This is a genomic window from Bradyrhizobium sp. USDA 4452 (assembly GCF_054063575.1).
In genome coordinates, this window is sequence record NZ_JBSSGK010000001.1 from 3,882,326 (window position 1) to 3,899,083 (window position 16,758).

At 65.6% G+C, this 16,758-nt stretch carries 15 protein-coding genes and 1 pseudogene; 11 read left to right on the plus strand and 5 right to left on the minus strand.

Translation table 11 applies throughout. From position 1 onward, the window contains the following. Nucleotides 1-37 precede the first annotated feature (37 nt). Both ACVISU_RS18735 and hrpB read right to left on the minus strand, forming a co-directional pair. Nucleotides 38-217, minus strand: a complete 180-nt coding sequence (locus tag ACVISU_RS18735; protein WP_456707902.1) for a hypothetical protein — start codon at nt 215-217, stop codon at nt 38-40. 99 nt (nt 218-316) lie between these two features. Then, nucleotides 317-2,785: an ATP-dependent helicase HrpB gene (gene hrpB, locus ACVISU_RS18740; RefSeq protein ID WP_456707903.1), complete on the minus strand. Its 2,469-nt coding sequence runs from the start codon at nt 2,783-2,785 to the stop codon at nt 317-319. Between the two features lie 214 nt (nt 2,786-2,999). On the opposite strand from hrpB, the gene ACVISU_RS18745 reads away from it, so the two are divergent. The 9 genes from ACVISU_RS18745 (at nt 3,000) to ACVISU_RS18785 (ending at nt 11,157) form a co-directional block, all read left to right on the plus strand. After that, complete coding sequence (locus ACVISU_RS18745; RefSeq protein WP_456707904.1) at nt 3,000-4,067, plus strand: acyltransferase family protein; 1,068 nt, start codon at nt 3,000-3,002, stop codon at nt 4,065-4,067. Nucleotides 4,068-4,301: 234 nt separating this feature from the next. After that, entirely contained in the window at nt 4,302-4,913 is a 612-nt protein-coding gene (locus ACVISU_RS18750) for a sigma-70 family RNA polymerase sigma factor (protein WP_050406060.1), read from the plus strand. A gap of 415 nt (nt 4,914-5,328) precedes the next feature. Then, nucleotides 5,329-6,036: a cytochrome c biogenesis CcdA family protein gene (locus tag ACVISU_RS18755; RefSeq protein WP_456707905.1), complete on the plus strand. Its 708-nt coding sequence runs from the start codon at nt 5,329-5,331 to the stop codon at nt 6,034-6,036. A gap of 17 nt (nt 6,037-6,053) precedes the next feature. Then, on the plus strand, nt 6,054-6,632 hold the full coding sequence (locus ACVISU_RS18760; RefSeq protein WP_456707906.1) for a redoxin domain-containing protein: 579 nt from the start codon (nt 6,054-6,056) through the stop codon (nt 6,630-6,632). A 76-nt stretch (nt 6,633-6,708) separates the two neighbouring features. Then, a complete protein-coding gene (locus tag ACVISU_RS18765) occupies nt 6,709-8,112 on the plus strand; it encodes a cytochrome ubiquinol oxidase subunit I (RefSeq protein WP_456707907.1) in 1,404 nt (467 codons plus the stop codon). Further along, nucleotides 8,109-9,110, plus strand: a complete 1,002-nt coding sequence (cydB, locus tag ACVISU_RS18770) for a cytochrome d ubiquinol oxidase subunit II (RefSeq protein ID WP_456707908.1) — start codon at nt 8,109-8,111, stop codon at nt 9,108-9,110. The genes ACVISU_RS18765 and cydB overlap by 4 nt, the downstream gene beginning before the upstream one ends. Beyond that, nucleotides 9,110-9,238: a DUF2474 domain-containing protein gene (locus ACVISU_RS18775; protein WP_157113521.1), complete on the plus strand. Its 129-nt coding sequence runs from the start codon at nt 9,110-9,112 to the stop codon at nt 9,236-9,238. Before cydB ends, ACVISU_RS18775 begins: the two co-directional genes overlap by 1 nt. A gap of 223 nt (nt 9,239-9,461) precedes the next feature. Continuing rightward, the gene (locus tag ACVISU_RS18780; protein WP_050406054.1) at nt 9,462-10,055 is read left to right on the plus strand and encodes a L,D-transpeptidase; all 594 of its coding nucleotides are present in this window, start codon (nt 9,462-9,464) and stop codon (nt 10,053-10,055) included. Between the two features lie 64 nt (nt 10,056-10,119). Continuing rightward, nucleotides 10,120-11,157, plus strand: coding sequence for an amino acid ABC transporter substrate-binding protein (locus tag ACVISU_RS18785; RefSeq protein ID WP_050406053.1), 1,038 nt, complete (start codon nt 10,120-10,122; stop codon nt 11,155-11,157). 115 nt (nt 11,158-11,272) lie between these two features. Here ACVISU_RS18785 and ACVISU_RS18790 read toward each other — a convergent pair whose 3' ends face one another. After that, nucleotides 11,273-12,412: an acyl-CoA dehydrogenase family protein gene (locus ACVISU_RS18790; protein WP_456707909.1), complete on the minus strand. Its 1,140-nt coding sequence runs from the start codon at nt 12,410-12,412 to the stop codon at nt 11,273-11,275. A 158-nt stretch (nt 12,413-12,570) separates the two neighbouring features. Further along, nucleotides 12,571-13,755 (minus strand): acyl-CoA dehydrogenase family protein, encoded by a 1,185-nt coding sequence (locus tag ACVISU_RS18795; RefSeq protein WP_456707910.1) that lies wholly within the window; start codon nt 13,753-13,755, stop codon nt 12,571-12,573. A gap of 167 nt (nt 13,756-13,922) precedes the next feature. Here ACVISU_RS18795 and ACVISU_RS18800 point away from each other — a divergent pair, with 167 nt between their 5' ends. Both ACVISU_RS18800 and ACVISU_RS18805 read left to right on the plus strand, forming a co-directional pair. Continuing rightward, entirely contained in the window at nt 13,923-14,468 is a 546-nt protein-coding gene (locus ACVISU_RS18800; protein ID WP_456707911.1) for a carboxymuconolactone decarboxylase family protein, read from the plus strand. Nucleotides 14,469-14,603: 135 nt separating this feature from the next. Next, a pseudogene (locus tag ACVISU_RS18805) lies at nt 14,604-15,086 on the plus strand (VOC family protein); the annotation flags it as partial. A gap of 337 nt (nt 15,087-15,423) precedes the next feature. Here ACVISU_RS18805 and ACVISU_RS18810 read toward each other — a convergent pair. Further along, nucleotides 15,424-16,653 (minus strand): MFS transporter, encoded by a 1,230-nt coding sequence (locus ACVISU_RS18810; RefSeq protein WP_456707912.1) that lies wholly within the window; start codon nt 16,651-16,653, stop codon nt 15,424-15,426. Nucleotides 16,654-16,758: the final 105 nt, after the last annotated feature.

The window sequence follows — 16,758 nt, forward strand, 5'->3', positions numbered from 1 at the left end:
CCAATGCGAGCCCGTGATCCCATCCCAGCCCGCAAGTCTAACCACCGTTTGCCGACGCTCGCCAGCGCAACCGATAGGCATGATCGGGAAAACGGAGACCGGCGCCCTTGTCGCCGCACAACACACCGTCATCGCCCGGCTCGACCGGACGATCGGTACTCCAGAGCAGCTTGTGCTCGAGCCGAGAGGCCGCGGCGTACTGGATCACCCGGTCCATGTGCGCAATTGCGCACGGGCCGGGTGATGACAGTCGAGAGTGCTGCAATAGCGGTGGTCCAGTCCAGCTGGCGCAACACGCGAAACGTTTGCGCCAGCTTCAAGTGCCGCGGGGCTTCACGCGCCTGGTCGGCATCGCGCTGGCCGGATCTTCCGGCCAGGGATGGCGCGGATAGCGGCCCCGGAGGTCGGAACGCACCGCGGCGTAACTGCCACGCCAGAAGCCGGGCAGGTCGCGCGTCACCTGCACCGGCCGCTGCGCCGGCGACAGCAGTTCCAGCACCAGCGGCACCGCGCCCTTGGCGATCGAGGGATGGGTGGTGAGCCCGAACAGCTCCTGCAGCCGGACTGCAATGGTCGGGCCCTGCTCGGCCTCGTAATCGATCGCAAGCTGCGTGCCGGTCGGCGCCTCGAAATGCGTCGGCGCCTCCCGATCGAGCCGCGCGCGCAACTCCCACGGCAGCAGCGCCATCAACGCGTCCGACAAGTCACCGGCGGAGAGATCCTTCAGCGCGGTCTTGTCGTACAGCGCTCCCACCAGCCAGTCGTCGGCGCGTTCGGCAAGTGCCGCGTCCGACAGATCGGGCCAGCTCTCGTCCTCGGCCTTGCGCAGGAACATGATTCGATCGCGCCACTGCTTGGAATGCTTCGACCAGGGCAACCGGTCGAGGCCGGCTGCGATCAGGCCGTCGGCGAACACGCGCGCGGTCTCGGCCGATGGCTTGAGCGGCATCGGCGCCTCCGACAGCGTGATCGCATGCAGCGAACGCCGGCGGCGCGCGCGCAGCGCCATCGCGCCGCGGTCGAACGTCACCTCTTCGATGGTCTCGATCTGGTCGGCGAAACGCTGCTCGATCTCGTCCTGGGTGATCGGCGCCGCCAGCAAGATGCGGCCGCTCGCGGCGGTGCCGGTCAGTTCGGCGACCGCGATGTAAGGCAGCCGCGCCAGTGCCGCGGTCTGCTCCACGGCGGCACCGCGACCATTGGCCAGCACGAAACTGCCATTGCCGCGGTTCTTCGCGACCCGATCCGGAAATGCGAAGGCCAGCATGACGCCGGTCGAGAGATCCTTCTGCTCGCTCGGCGTTACCTTCACCTGCGCAGCCCAGCGCGCGGCCATGCTGCGCGCGCTCGATGCGCGCTGCGAGCGGTCACGGCGGAACTGGTCGAGCCTGTGGTCGAGATCGACGCTGTCGCCGCCGAGCCCACGCTCGGTCAGCACCGCGGCAATCTCGGCCGCCTCCTCGCCGGCGCCAAACCGCGCGGAATCCACGATCATGCGCGCCAGCCGCGGCGGCAACGCCAGCGCGCGCAGGCTCTTGCCCTCCTCGGTGATGCGGCCGTCGTGGTCGAGCGCGCCGAGTTCCGACAGCAGCGATTTTGCTTCCTTCAGCGCCGGCCCGGGCGGCGGATCGAGGAAGGCAAGCCCAGCGGGATCGCTGACGCCCCATTGCGCGAGGTCGAGCACCAGCGAAGACAGATCGGCGGAGAGGATCTCGGGCGCGGTGTAGGCGGGGAGCGAGGCGGTCTGCGGCTCGTCCCAGAGACGGTAGCAGACGCCGGGCTCGATGCGGCCGGCGCGGCCGCGCCGCTGATCGACCGCGGCGCGCGAGGCCCGCACCGTCTCGAGCCGGGTCAGGGCGATGTCAGGCTCGTAGCGCGGCACCCGCGCCAGGCCCGAGTCGACCACGATGCGCACGCCCTCGATGGTCAGCGAGGTCTCGGCGATCGAGGTCGCCAGCACCACCTTGCGGATGCCCTTCGGCGCCGGCGCGATGGCGCGATCCTGCACGCTCGCATCGAGCGCGCCGAACAGCGGCACGATCTCGACCGACGCATCGTGCACGCGCTCGGCCAAGAAAGCCTGGGTGCGGCGGATCTCGGCCGCGCCCGGCAGGAAGGCGAGCACCGAGCCGGCATCGGCGCGCAGCGCGGCCGCGATCGTCTCGGCCATCTGCCGCTCCAGCGGCGCATCGACCTTGCGGCCGACATAGCGGGTCTCGACCGGAAAGGCGCGGCCCTCGCTCTCGACCACAGGCGCGTCGCCGAGCAGCCGAGCGACGCGCGCACCGTCGAGAGTCGCCGACATCACGAGGATGCGCAGATCCTCGCGCAGGCCGGTCTGGGCGTCACGCGCCAGCGCCAGCCCGAGATCGGCATCGAGCGAGCGCTCGTGGAATTCGTCGAACAGCACCGCGGCAACGCCGTTGAGCTCGGGATCGTCGAGGATCTGGCGCGAGAAGATGCCCTCGGTGACGACCTCGATCCGCGTCTCGCGCGACACTTTCGAGCCGAAGCGCACCCGGTAGCCGACGGTCTCGCCGGGACGCTCGCCGAGCGTCTTCGCCATCCGCTCGGCGCTGGCGCGCGCGGCGATGCGGCGCGGCTCCAGCACGATGATCTTCTTGCCCCTCGCCCAGGGCGCATCGAGCAACGCCAGCGGCACGCGCGTGGTCTTGCCGGCGCCCGGCGGCGCGACCAGCACGGCGGCATTGTGGCGATCGAGCGTGCGGTCGAGCTCGTCGAGCACGACGTCGATCGGCAGCGGGCTATCGAAATGGTGCGGCAAGCGGTCTCATCGCGGCAGCGGCGCTCGGCCAGCCTTGCGTCCTGTGGTTAACAAAGCACGGTTACTTCTAGGATTTCCGGGCCTCTTAGACCATTCGCCGGTGACAGGGAACGGGGGATAGGGCCGGCTTCGGCGGCACATCCTTTGTATGGGTAAAGGAGAAAGCAACAGATCGGGCCGATGATGAGCCCGATCACGCCGGAACAGGACAGGGATGACCACAAACGGCACAGCAGCTGCACCAGATCGTTCCAGCGGGAACGCGGGCGCGCGCGTCGATTGGGTCGACTATGCCAAGGGCATCTGCATCGTCATGGTGGTGATGATGCATTCGGTGCTGGGGGTCGAGAAGGCCGCCGGAGAGACCGGCTTCATGCACTATGTCGTGATGTTCGCAAAACCGTTCCGGATGCCGGACTTCTTCCTGATCTCGGGGCTGTTCCTCTCGGTCGTGATCGATCGCGACTGGCGCACCTATCTCGACCGCAAGGTGATGCACTTCGCCTATTTCTACGTGCTGTGGGTGACGATCCAGTTCGGCTTCAAGGCGCCGTCGCTGGCCGCCGAGGCAGGCTGGGCCTCAGTCGGTCTGCAATATCTCGAGGCCTTCGTCGAGCCGTTCGGCACGCTGTGGTTCATCTATCTGCTGCCGATCTTCTTCGTCGTCACCAAGCTCACGCGCAAGGTGCATCCGCTCGCGATCTGGCTGATCGCGGCGGCACTGGAGAGCGCGCATGTCGTGACCGGCTGGACCGTGATCGACGAGTTCTGCGCCCGCTTCGTCTACTTCTTCACCGGCTACGTGCTCGCTGCTTACGTGTTCGCGCTGTCGGACCGCGCGCGGGCGCGGCCTGCATTTGCACTGCTCGGGCTCGGGCTCTGGGCGCTGGTCAATGGCGGCCTGGTCGCGCTCGATATCAGTGAATGGCCGGTGGTCTCGCTGGCACTCGGCCTCGCCGGCGCCTGCGCGATCATCGTGACCGGCACGCTCTTGGCGCGCGCGCATTGGCTCGGCCTCCTGCGCTTCTGCGGCGAGCACTCGATCGTGATCTACCTCGCCTTCTTCCTGCCGATGGCAGCATCACGCACCCTGCTGCTGCGGTTCGACGTCATCCACGACATCGGCTGGGTCTCGCTGATCGTCACTGCGGTCGGCGTCGCCGGCTCCCTCCTGATCTGGCGGCTGGCGCTGGCGGGTCGGGCCAATTTCCTGTTCGAGCGGCCCGACGCGTTGTGGATTGCCCCGAAAAAGGCAGCGCCCTCTATGCAGGCGGCCGAATAGTGCCAAAAGTCACGGCCCGGATCCGTTTCACCGACAGCGAACCGGCTCGTTCAAATTTCCGCCCATTGAAATAACTGGCTTTTTGGACCCGAATGTTTCGTCGCCGGCGCCGCGACGAAACAATTCTCCCGGTCACGAAACCATTTTCCGCTTTTCGCGCAGACATCCGGAAACCGGCGCTAACTAACAATTCTCCCAACGAACCGCCGCCCAACGGCGAACTGGGAGCCTGTCATGCCGAACGTCATCGCCATCAACTCTGCAGCCAACAAGCACATCGAAGCTGCACGCGCGACCTCGGATGAAATGCTGCTCGCGCATATCGCCAAGCATGACCGCACCTCGATGCACACGCTCTATGCCCGTCACAACGTCCGGGTCTACCGCTTCGTGCTCCGCATGGTGCGCGACACCACGATGGCCGAGGACCTGGTCAGCCAGGTGTTCCTGGACGTCTGGCGTACCGCGACCCAGTTCGAGGGCCGCTCGCAGGTCTCGACCTGGCTGCTGTCGATCGCCCGCTTCAAGGCGCTCACCGCGCTGCGCCAGCGCCGGCACGAGGACATCGACCAGGACGACGTGCTGGAGATCGCGGACGGCGCCGACACGCCGGAAACCTCGCTCGATCGCGCCACCACCAGCGAAATCCTGCGTGCCTGCGTCGCCAAGCTGTCGCCGGCCCACCGCGAGATCATCAATCTGGTCTACTACCATGAGAAGTCGGTCGAGGAGGCCGGCCAGATCATCGGCATCCCGCAAAGCACGGTGAAGACCCGCATGTTCTATGCCCGCAAGCAGCTCGCCGACCTCCTGAGGGGCGCCGGCGTGGACAGCGTTGCGGCCTAAAGCAAAGCAAATTCAGCGATTTAGAAGGAGATCAAGTAACCCGGGCAATTGTCCACGAAGCCAAAAAGGTTCGGCGACGAAACAATTGAAACAATCGACGACATCACCCGGAAAAACGCGATCTCTATACCCATGCCCAACGACGCAACCCCAACCCCAATTCGCTGACCCAGGTTTCGATACCTCCTTAAGTTCTAACCTCCCAAGTAGCCTCCAACGACCCGGCCGGGATGCCCCCCAGCCGGGTCGCTCTGTTTTTGGCGCGCGGTCGTGAGGACGCACGCGATTCGCCTCACGCTGACGTGACGTCATCGGCGACCGGGCGGCAGTAACGGCCACGCCGCCCTCGCGAAGAACATCAGGCGACCCCGGCACGGCCCTCTGGCGCGCCGGGACTTCTGATGGACGGACGACGATGCTCAGCCTTGCCCCTGCCCTTACCCTGGCCCTGCTTGCCGGTGTCGCCACCGTCGCCGCCCCTTGCACCCTGCCGATGCTGCCGATCCTGCTCGGGGTATCGATAGGCCAGACCGGCAAGGCGCGGCCCGCGATGATCGCGCTCGGCTTCGTGATGTCATTCTCCGCGGTGGCATTGCTGCTGAGCGCGATCACCCGCGCCTTCGACTTCGATCCGAACCTGCTGCGGACCGGCGCGGCCGTGCTGCTCGCGGGCTCCGGCCTGCTGATGATCTGGCCGGCGCCGTTCGAATGGCTGGCGATCCGGCTTGGCGGTGCCGCCGGCAGCCTCGGCCAGGCCGTCCCATCGCAGAGCCTGTTCGGTGGCTTCGTGCTCGGCTCGACGCTCGGCCTGGTGTGGACGCCCTGCGCCGGTCCGGTGCTCGGCTCGATCCTGACCATCGTCGCGACCTCGAAGGATACCGCATGGGCGAGCCTGCAACTCGTGACCTACGCGATCGGTGCTGCGATCCCGATGCTGGCCATTGCCTATGGCGGGCAAGCCGTCACCACACGCGTGCGCGGCCTGGCGCGGATCGCGCCGCGCCTGCAGCAAGGCTTCGGCGTCGTGATCATCGGCTTCGCCGCTGTGTCCTATCTGCAATACGACACGCTGATCGTGGCGTGGCTGACCCAGTTCTATCCCAACGGCCAGATCGGCCTGTGAGCCATAAGGAGAGTTCGATGTCCCTGCGCTTGATTGCTGTATCCGCCGTGGTTGCGGCCCTTGGTCTCGGCGGCGCCGTCATCCCTGGTCTCTGCACCGAGTCCGACGCGCCGGCCGTGCCGGTGCCGCGGGCCGTCGCCATGACCACCGGACAGAGCCAGGCCGCGCCTGAATTTGCCGGGATCAGCAACTGGTTCAATTCGCAGCCGCTGAAGCTCGCCGACCTGCGCGGCAAGGTCGTACTGGTGGATTTCTGGACCTATGGCTGCGTCAACTGCGTCAATACGCTGCCGCACGTCACCCAACTTTATTCAAAGTACCGGGATCGCGGCCTCGTCGTGATCGGGGTTCACACGCCGGAATTCCCGTTCGAGCATTCCGCCACCAACGTGCAGGCGGCGCTGAAGCGGCACGGCATCCTCTATCCGGTGGCGCAGGACAACAATTCGCAGACCTGGAACGCCTACGGCAACCAGTATTGGCCGGCGCAATACATCATCGACCAGAACGGCAAGATCGTGTTCCAGCACGCCGGCGAGGGCCAGTACGACGAAATCGACCGCACCGTCGCGCGCCTGCTCAACGCCAACAGCTGATCGGACAATCCGCCCTGTGTTGTCGTCACACCTGACGTGGTAAGCTCCACGTCAGCTCGACGGCAGGTGGTGGATCATGTTCGAAGGCTGGGATGCGGTCGTACTCGCCCGCGCGCAATTCGCTTTCACGATGTCGTTCCACATCGTGTTTCCCGCATTCTCGATCGGGCTTGCGAGCTATCTCGCGGTGCTGGAAGCGCTATGGCTGATCACCAGGCGCGAGGTCTTCATCAACCTGTTCAATTACTGGCTGAAGATCTTCGCGGTCGCGTTCGGCATGGGCGTGGTGTCGGGCATCGTGATGTCCTACCAGTTCGGCACCAACTGGTCGTCCTTTGCCGACAAGACCGGGCCGGTGATCGGCCCGCTAATGGCCTATGAGGTGTTGACCGCGTTCTTCCTCGAGGCCGGCTTCCTCGGCGTGATGCTGTTCGGGCTGTCGCGGGTCGGCCCGCGGCTGCACTTCCTGGCGACCTTGATGGTGGCGATCGGCACGCTGATCTCGGCGTTCTGGATTTTGTCGGCCAATTCCTGGATGCAGACGCCGGCCGGTCATGCCGTCAATGCCGACGGCCAGTTCGTCGCCGCAGACTGGCTCAAGGTGATCTTCAATCCGTCGTTCCCCTATCGCCTGGTGCACATGGTGCTGGCGGCCTATCTCACCACCTCGCTGGTGGTCGGCGCGGTCGGCGCCTGGCACCTGTTGCGCGACCAGCATCTGGCGGGCGCGCGGGTGATGTTCTCGATGGCGATGTGGATGGCCACCCTGGTGGCGCCGATCCAGATCCTTGCCGGCGACCAGCACGGCCTCAACACGCTGGAGCATCAGCCGGCCAAGGTGATGGCGATGGAAGGCCATTACCAGAGCCACAAGGATGGCGCGCCGCTGATCCTGTTCGGCTGGCCCGACCAGCGCGAGGCCAGGGTGAAATACGCGATCGAGGTGCCGAAGCTGTCGTCGCTGATCCTGAAGCATTCGCTCGACGCGCCGCTCGCCGGCCTGGATACCGTGCCGCGTGAAAACTGGCCGCCGGTGCCGATCACCTTCTGGTCGTTCCGCATCATGGTCGGGCTCGGCTTCCTGATCATGGGGCTCGGCCTGTTCAGCCTGCTGATGCGCTGGCGCGGCCTGCTGTACCAGTCGCCGCTGCTGCACCGCTTCGCGGTGACGATGGGCCCGGCCGGCTTCATCGCCGTGCTCGCGGGCTGGATCACCACCGAGACCGGGCGGCAACCCTTCACCGTCTACGGGCTATTGCGCACCGTCGATTCGGTATCGCCGCTGGCAGCGCCCGCCGTCGGCTCGTCGCTGATCGCCTTCATCATCGTTTACTTCGTCGTGTTCATCGCGGGCGTGACCTACATCCTGCGGCTGATGGCGCAGCCGCCGCACCCCGGCGAGCAAGGCCCGACCAAGGACCTTCCCGCCCGCGCGGCCGGCATCACGCCGGCGGCCGGCGCCGTGGAGGGCGCGCGATGATCGATCTCACCATCATCTGGGCCTTCATCATCGCCTTTGCCGTGTTCGTCTATGTCGTGATGGACGGCTTCGATCTCGGCCTCGGCATCCTGTTTCCGCTGTTTCCGCAAAAGGCCGACCGCGACGTCATCATGAACACGGTGGCGCCGGTGTGGGACGGCAACGAGACCTGGCTGGTGCTCGGCGGCGGCGGCATGATGGCGGCGTTTCCGCTGGCCTATGCGGTGCTGATGCCGGCGCTCTACACGCCGATGATCGCGATGCTGCTCGGCCTCGTGTTCCGCGGCGTCGCCTTCGAATTCCGCTGGCGCACCCAGAAGGCGCGCAACAAATGGGATCTCGCCTTCGCCGGCGGCTCACTGGTCGCGACGCTGGCGCAGGGCATCGCGCTCGGCGCCATCCTGCAGGGCATCCATGTCGAGGGACGCCACTATGCCGGCGGCTGGTGGGATTGGCTGACGGCGTTCAGCGTGCTGACCGGCATCGCGCTGGTGATCGGCTATGCGCTGCTGGGGGCGACCTGGCTGGTGATGAAGACCGAAGGCGAGCTGCGCGAGCGCGCCTATCACCTGAGCTGGATACTGCTGGTCGCGATGCTGTGCGCGATCGGCGCCGTCAGCATCGCAACGCCCTTCCTCGCCGTGCAATACACCCAGCGCTGGTTCGCCTGGCCCAACATCATCCTCACCGCGCCGGTGCCGATCGCGGTCGCCGCCGTCACCGCGCTGTTGCTGCGCGCGCTCGGCAACAAGAACGATCATCAGCCGTTCTTCCTGGTGCTCGCCCTGTTCGCCCTGTCCTATGCCGGGCTCGGCATCAGCATGTATCCGTACATCGTGCCGCAGAGCATCACGATCTGGCAGGCGGCAGCGCCCGCCAACAGCCAGATCTTCATGCTGTTCGGGGTCTCGATCCTGGTGCCGCTGATCCTCGGCTACACCGCCTGGGCCTATTGGGTGTTCCGCGGCAAGGTGCGCCCCGGCCACGGATACCACTGATGCAACCCCGTCCGAATCAGCGGCCGCTCAGCCAGCGCCTGCTGTGGTTCGCAGCGCTCTGGCTCGGCGGCGTCGGCACCGTGACCCTGGTCTCTTTCGCGCTGCGACTCTGGATTGCGCCGAAATAAGGCCGCCCACCCGGCGTGCCACAAGGCCCTTGACAAAAAACAGAAGCATTACAGTGATATAGTGTGATGCCCGCCCTAAACTTGCCATCAAGCTGCCGCTGAGATTTGATGCCCAAGTTAAAAGTGGCGCATGATCTGATCGCCAAACCGCTCACACTTTGGCGGATCATGCGCATTTGGGTGGAGCAACCATTTGGCCGCGCGCCAACAAGGAGAGCTTTGCATGACGAAACTTCGTCACCTGGTCTGGATGGCGATCGCCACGGGCGCGCTCGTGTTGTCGACGTCGCAGGGCTTCGCCCAGAGCCGCCCGGATGCCGACGAGCCGGGCCTGATCGCCGACGACAGCTACGAGCTCGATCCGGAATGGCAGAAGCAGGTCGTCTACTACCGGACCAACGAGGCGCCGGGCACCATCATCGTCTCGACCGCCGAACGCCATCTTTACCTCGTGCAAGGTAACGGCCGCGCGCTCCGCTACGGCATCGGTGTCGGCCGCGATGGCTTCACGTGGCAGGGCCTGGTGACCATCACCCGCAAGGCCGAGTGGCCGGACTGGACCCCGCCGCCGGAAATGATCGCCCGCCAGCCTTATCTGCCGCGCTTCATGGCGGGCGGCCCGGGCAACCCGCTCGGCGCGCGCGCGATGTATTTGGGCACCACGGTGTACCGCATCCACGGCACCAACCGGCCCGACACCATCGGCACCGCGATCTCGTCCGGCTGCTTCCGCCTGGTCAACGCCGACGTCGCCGATCTCTACAACCGCGTTCCCGTCGGCACCAAGGTGATCATCCGCCAGAAGCCCGAACTGTAATCTCCACCTGCCCCGCCTTCGATATCGACCCGCTTTTCCCCCGATCATTCGCGAGAGAGAACCCATGCGTACATTTCGAGGCGGCCTGACGATCGGGCTCGCGGTCGCCGCCCTGGTTGCGGCCGCCGCCGTCACCTATGAGCGTTACGACACCCGCACCCTGAAGCGCACCATCCGCCGCGGCGAGGTGCTGTGCGGCGTCAACAAGGGCCTGCCGGGCTTCTCGAACCCGGACGACAAGGGCAACTGGACCGGCTTCGACGTCGACTTCTGCCGCGCGGTGGCCTCGGCGATCTTCGACGATCCGTCGAAGGCGAAGTTCGTCCCGCTCGACGCCAGCGAGCGCTTCAAGGAGCTGCAGAACCGCAAGGTCGACATCCTCTCGCGCAACTCCACCTGGAGCATGTCGCGCGAGACCAATTACGATCTCTATTTCCCGGCGGTCGCCTATTATGACGGCCAGGGCTTCATGATTCCCCGCGCGCGAAACATCGATTCCGCGCTCGACCTCAACGGCAGCAAGGTCTGCGTGCAGGCCAACACGACGACGCAGCTCAACCTCTCCGACTATTTCCGTGCCAACAACATGAAGTACACGGAGATGAAGTTCGACAAGCTGGACGACGTCGTGAAGGCCTATGACAGCGGCCAGTGCGACACGCTGACGTCGGACGCCTCGCAGCTCTATGCGCTGCGGCTCAATCTGTCCAAGCCGAACGACCACATGATCCTGGCCGACATCATCTCCAAGGAGCCGCTGGCGCCGGTGGTCCGCTTGCGCGACGACGACTGGATGATGATCGTGAAATGGACGCTGTACGCCATGATCAACGCCGAGGAGCTCGGCATCACCTCGAAGAATATCGACGAGGCGCTGAAGTCGAAGAAGCCGGAGGTGATGCGGCTGGTCGGCACCGAGGGTTCCTATGGCGAGGATCTCGGGCTGACCAAGGACTGGGCGGTGCGCATCATTCGCCATGTCGGCAATTACGGCGAGGTCTACGACCGCAACGTCGGCGCCGATTCCAAGCTGAAGATTCCACGCGGCATGAACCAGCTCTGGAACGCCGGCGGCGTCCAGTACGCCCCGCCGATCCGGTGATCACAGATGTCGTCATTCCGAGATGCGCCATAGGCGCAGGCCCGGAATCCATCGGCGACAAGAACGGTGGCGCAATGGATTCCGGGCTCGCGCTTCGCGCGCCCCGGAATGACAATCAGTAGCCCTTGCCGCGCGCGAGCTGGTCGGTGTGGAAATTGCTGTCGCCGAACAGCTCCTGGCAGACGCGGGCGCGCTTCATGAAGAAGCCGATGTCGAACTGGTCGGTCATGCCCATGCCGCCGTGCATCTGCACGCCTTCCTGGACGGCGAGCGTCGCGGTCGTGCCGGCGCGCGCCTTGGCGACGGCGACCGCATTGCCCGCCTTGCCGAGATCGGCGTCGAGCGCCTGCAGCGCCTTCAGCACAGCGGCGCGGGTGATCTCGATGTCGATATAGAGCTGGGCGGCCCGGTGCTGCAGCGCCTGGAATTCGCCGATCGCCTTGCCGAACTGCTTGCGCTCCTTCAGATAGGCCACGGTGCGGCCGAACACCTCGTCGGAGAGGCCGACCATTTCGGAGGCGACCGCGCCGCGGCCGATATTGAGCACGCCCTCGAGCAGCCCAAAGCCCTGATCGACCTCGCCGAGCACGCTGTCGGCATTGACCTCGACATTGTCGAACACGATGCGCGCCGCGTTGTGCGAATCGACCATCGCGGTGCGCTCGACCGCGAGACCCTTGGCCTTCGGATCGACCAGGAACAGCGTCAGCCCGCTCTCGTCGCCTGCGCTGCCCGCCGTGCGCGCCGCGACGATCAACAGATCGGCGGTGTGGCCGTCGACCACGAAGGCCTTGTCGCCGGACAGCTTGAAGCCGTTGCCGGAACGCGCGGCCTGCAACTTGGTCTGCAGCGGGCGATGCTTGGCGCCCTCATCGATCGCCAGCGCAGCCAGCAGCGAGCCGCCGGCAATGCCAGGCAGATGCTGCGCCTTCTGCGCCTCGCTGCCGCCGCGCGACAGCGCCGAGGCCGCGAGCACCGAGGTCGCGAGGAATGGCGACGGCATCAAGGTGCGACCGATCTCTTCCATGACGATGCCGGCCTCGACGCAGCCGAGGCCGCTGCCGCCGAACTGGTCCGGCACCAACAGGCCGGAGAAGCCCATCTCGGCAAAGGTCTTCCAGAGCTCGCGCGAGAAGCCGGTCGAGTCCTTGCTGTCGCGCAAGGCGCGCAGATGCGCCACCGGCGCCTTGTCGCTGATGAGACCGCGCGCACTGTCGCGCAGCATGGATTGTTCTTCGGTGAGGACGAGGGCCATGGATGGATTCCGCTCTTCGATAAATCAAACGATATTGAGTTCGTCATTCCGGGATGGCCCGAAGGGCCAGGCCCGGAATCCATAACCACGATCGGGAGTATGGATTCCGGGCTCGCGACTGCGTCGCGCCCCGGAATGACGGGTGGAGAGATCGTGCCTCACGCCCCAGGCAGATCGAGGATGCGCTTGGCGACGATTCCGAGCATCACCTCCGAGGTGCCGCCCTCGATCGAGTTGGCCTTGGTGCGCAGCCAGGCGCGCGGACGGGCGCCGCCCCGGGAGCGGTCGCTCTCCCATTCCAGCGCGTCGATGCCGCCCGCCGACATCAGGATCTCGTAGCGGCGCTTGTTGAGCTCGGTGCCGTAATATTTCATCGCCGAGGAGAACGCCGGATGCGACTGCCCGGCCTTGGCGAGATCGACCGCGCGCTCCGCCGCCGCGGCGAGCGCGGCCTCGTCAACCTCGAAGCTCGCGATCTGGCTGCGCAGCTGCGCGTCGTCGAGCTTCCCTTGCGCGTCCGCGCCGACCGAGTCGGCGGCGATCTGGCCGAGCGGACGGCCGACGCCGCGCTCGCCCATGCCCGAGATCATCGCGCGCTCGTGCTGCAGCAGGTATTTTGCGACGTCCCAGCCGCGATTGACGGTACCCACGACATGCGACTTCGGCACCCGGACATTGTCGAAGAAGGTCTCGCAGAACGGCGAATAGCCGGAGATCAAGAGGATCGGCTTGGTCGACACGCCCTTCGAGGTCATGTCGAAGAGGATGAAGCTGATGCCGTCGTGCTTCTTCGCCGCGGGATCAGTGCGCACCAGGCAGAAGATCCAGTCGGCATAGTTGGCGTAGGAGGTCCATATCTTCTGGCCGTTGATGATGTAATCGTCGCCGTCGGCGACAGCGCGGGTCTGCAGCGAGGCGAGGTCGGAGCCGGCGTTTGGCTCGGAATAGCCCTGGCACCAGCGGATCAAGCCCGCGGTGATCTTCGGCAGATGCTCCTTCTTCTGCTCCTCGGTGCCGTATTTCAAAAGCGCCGGTCCGAGCATCGAGATGCCGAACGAGGTCAGCGGCGCCCGCGCGCCGATCGCCGCCATCTCCTGGCGCACGATCTTGGCCTCCTCGCCGTCGAGGCCTCCGCCACCGTATTCCTTGGGCCAATGCGGCACGGTCCAGCCCTTGTCGCGCATCCGCTCGAACCAGACGCGCTGCGCTTCGGAGGAGAATTTCGCATTGCGGCCACCCCAGAAGGTGTCGCCATCCGAGGTCATCGGTTTGCGCATCTCCGCCGGGCAGTTCTGCTCCAGCCAGGCGCGGGTCTCGGCGCGGAATGTCTCAAGGTCAGCCATGGTGCGTTTCCAGTCAAAATCGTCGGATTGGATTCGACCTTAGACCTGCGCAGCCGCCGAATTCAATATGCCTCGCGACCGCGCCATGCTCTGGCGTCGCTACTCAGCTTGCGCGATCGGGTGTATCGCCGAGATGGGTAACGCTTGAAAAACAAGAGGAAACGGACATGCGGCTGAAGCTGCTTTCGCCTAGCGAAATGAACGCCGCCCAGAAAGAAACCTACGACGAGTCGATCGCCGGCAAGCGCGGCGCGCCACCGGCGCCGATGATGGCCTGGCTGAACAGCCCGGAGATGGCACGGCACGCCACGCGGCTCGGCGAGGTGCTGCGCTTCGACACGGTCTTCCCGGCAAAACTGTCGGAAATCGCGATCCTCGTCACCGCGCGGCACTGGACCGCGCATTACGAATGGTATGCCCACAAGCGCCTCGCGCTGAAGGGCGGCCTCGACCCGAAGATCATCGAGGACATTCGCGTGCGCCGGACGCCGACTTTCGACGACCCCAAGGCCAGGATGATCTACGACGTCGCCAAGGCGCTGCACGAAGGTCACGGCCTGCCGAAGGCGCTGTATGACGAGGCGGTCGAGGTGCTGAGCCTGCGCGGCCTAGTCGAGGTGATCGGCCTCTGCGGCTACTACACCATGGTATCGATGACGCTGAACACGTTCGAGTTCCAGCTGCCCGGCGGCGAGTTGTCGGAGCTCTGCTAGGCTCGGCGGGCCGTGGCGCCATTCGGAAACGCTGCGTTTCTGGATGGGTTGCTCTCGCTCCCGCAAATCCGGACTATATCAGAAGGCGGAGCCCTGCCGCCGACGGCACGGCGTTGATGCCAACGGAGCCAGCTCATGCCGCAAAATCCTCCCATCATCGCGGGCACGCGGATCGGGCATGTGCACCTCAAGGTCGCCGATCTCGAGCGCGCGCTCGGCTTCTATTGCGGCGTGCTCGGCTTCGAACTGCAGCAGCGCTTGGGGACGGACGCGGCCTTCATCTCGGCCGGCGGCTATCACCACCATATCGGCCTCAACACCTGGGAGAGCAAGGGCGGCCATCCGCCGCCGCCGGGCACCACCGGCCTGTTCCACACCGCCATCCTCTACCCGACCCGCCCGGCGCTCGCCGATGCGCTGCACCGGGTGCTGTCGGCCGGCATCCAGCTCGACGGCGCCAGCGATCACGGCGTCAGCCAGGCGCTGTATTTGCGCGATCCTGACGAGAACGGCGTCGAGCTCTATTGGGACCGCCCCGAAGCCGAATGGCCGCGCAGCGCGGACGGCAAGCTGTCGATGTTCACGCGGCGACTGGACCTGGAGGACCTGCTGAAGCAGGGGCCGCGTAATTCCGCAGCGCGGATTCTAAAGCATGATCCGGAAAAGTGCGAAGCGGTTTTCCGAAAAGATCATGCTCAGTCAAAGAGCTAAAGCGCGATGACGATTCAACCTAATCGCATCGCGCTTTAGCCCGGATGAAGCGCAATGAAATCCGGGGTTGCGCCATGGTGATACTGTTCCCGAATTGCGCTTCGCTTGATCCGGGCTACAGGTTTTATTCCCCTTCCCCCTGAAAGGGGAAGGCCGGGATGGGGGTTCAGCCGCGGGCTCCGCTGCAAGTGGAGAGAGCGGATCCCCACCCGCTTTGCTCTGCGAGCAAAGCGACCTCCCCTTTTCAAGGGGAGGTCGGAAGCGATTTCCCCTTCGCCATGATCGTCGCCGCCGCGATCAGCTCAAGGCAGATGCAGCCGTAGAACGGCAGCGCGTAGCCGCCGGAGAGATCGTGCAGCAGACCGATCACGCCGGGGCCGAACGCGTAGGTGATCTGGTTGATCGCGGTGATCAGGCTGACCAGCACGCCAAACGCGCGCGAATCGAACTCGCGCTGCACGATCAGCGCCGGCAGCGTGATCAGATTGCCGACCGAGAAGCCGAACAGCGCGCAGGCGGCGATCTGCGCGATGTCGTTGTGCACGTTGATGATGACGACGAGCGCGATCGCCTGGCTGACAAAGGACAGCGCCGACGCCAGCCGCTGGTTGAGCCGGTCGATCACGAAGGAAAACGAAACCCGGCCGACCACCGCCATCGCGGTCAGCAGCGCCATCGCTACCGTGGCGCGCTCGCGGCCGATCACCTGATCGAGATAGGCGATCAGATGCACGATGAAGCCGACCTGGGCGAACAGCACCAGCGCGAAGGCAGTCGAGACCGAGAGGAAGCGGATGTCGCGTAGCGCATTGGCGCGCACCTGCGTCGCCGACGGCGCGTCGGCCGCTGACGTCACCGCACGCAGATGCGCCGGCGGCCGCCCGACGAAGATCAGGATCACCGGCACCATCACCACGACAAGCAGCACCGCGGCCGCGATCATCGCGCCGGAGAAGCCGAAGGTGCCGATCCCCGTCACCAGCAGCGGCACGCCGACGATGCCGCCGAAGCTCGCGCCGTTCAGCGCCAGGCTGATCGCCATGCCGCGCTTCTTGTCGAACCACAGCCCGAGCGTGTTGGTGATGATGCCGAGGCTGGTGCCGGCCCAGCCGAACGCCAGCAGCGCATCGGCGAGATAAAGCTGCCAGGGCTCGCGCACCTCGCCGATCGCAACGGCGGCAACCGCCATCGCGAGGGTGCCCGCGATCAGACAGCTGCGCGCGCCGAACGCCTTGATCGCCTCGCTGACGAAGGCGACCAGCGCGGCGCCGAACAAATAGAAGAAGGTCGTGCCCGACGAGATCAGCGACGCCGGCCAGCCGTGTAGCCGCTGCAGCTCGGCGACGTAGACGCTCTGGCCGTAGAAGCCCAATCCCCAGCCGAAGGTCGCAAGCAGGAAGCAGACGACGACGATGCGCCAGCCTTCATAGCCGAGCGCGGATTCGTCATGCAGCGCGGGTGATGATGCGTCCATTTCTTGCTCTTGCTTCTCACATCGTCAAGGCCGGACTGATCCGTTCCCACGATGTGATCAGCCTTGCAAGCCGATCATTTCGAAACCGGTCGAAGTGTCAGCAAT

Bases quoted from the DNA above. Each gene is read 5' to 3' on its own strand.
- ACVISU_RS18775 (WP_157113521.1), top strand. From the start codon at position 9,110: ATGCAACCCCGTCCGAATCAGCGGCCGCTCAGCCAGCGCCTGCTGTGG.
- ACVISU_RS18790 (WP_456707909.1), bottom strand. From the start codon at position 12,412: ATGGCCCTCGTCCTCACCGAAGAACAATCCATGCTGCGCGACAGTGCG.
- ACVISU_RS18800 (WP_456707911.1), top strand. From the start codon at position 13,923: ATGCGGCTGAAGCTGCTTTCGCCTAGCGAAATGAACGCCGCCCAGAAA.
- ACVISU_RS18795 (WP_456707910.1), bottom strand. From the start codon at position 13,755: ATGGCTGACCTTGAGACATTCCGCGCCGAGACCCGCGCCTGGCTGGAG.
- ACVISU_RS18785 (WP_050406053.1), top strand. From the start codon at position 10,120: ATGCGTACATTTCGAGGCGGCCTGACGATCGGGCTCGCGGTCGCCGCC.
- cydB (WP_456707908.1), top strand. From the start codon at position 8,109: ATGATCGATCTCACCATCATCTGGGCCTTCATCATCGCCTTTGCCGTG.
- ACVISU_RS18735 (WP_456707902.1), bottom strand. From the start codon at position 217: ATGGACCGGGTGATCCAGTACGCCGCGGCCTCTCGGCTCGAGCACAAG.
- ACVISU_RS18760 (WP_456707906.1), top strand. From the start codon at position 6,054: ATGTCCCTGCGCTTGATTGCTGTATCCGCCGTGGTTGCGGCCCTTGGT.
- ACVISU_RS18765 (WP_456707907.1), top strand. From the start codon at position 6,709: ATGTTCGAAGGCTGGGATGCGGTCGTACTCGCCCGCGCGCAATTCGCT.
- ACVISU_RS18780 (WP_050406054.1), top strand. From the start codon at position 9,462: ATGACGAAACTTCGTCACCTGGTCTGGATGGCGATCGCCACGGGCGCG.
- ACVISU_RS18745 (WP_456707904.1), top strand. From the start codon at position 3,000: ATGACCACAAACGGCACAGCAGCTGCACCAGATCGTTCCAGCGGGAAC.
- ACVISU_RS18810 (WP_456707912.1), bottom strand. From the start codon at position 16,653: ATGGACGCATCATCACCCGCGCTGCATGACGAATCCGCGCTCGGCTAT.
- ACVISU_RS18755 (WP_456707905.1), top strand. From the start codon at position 5,329: ATGCTCAGCCTTGCCCCTGCCCTTACCCTGGCCCTGCTTGCCGGTGTC.
- ACVISU_RS18750 (WP_050406060.1), top strand. From the start codon at position 4,302: ATGCCGAACGTCATCGCCATCAACTCTGCAGCCAACAAGCACATCGAA.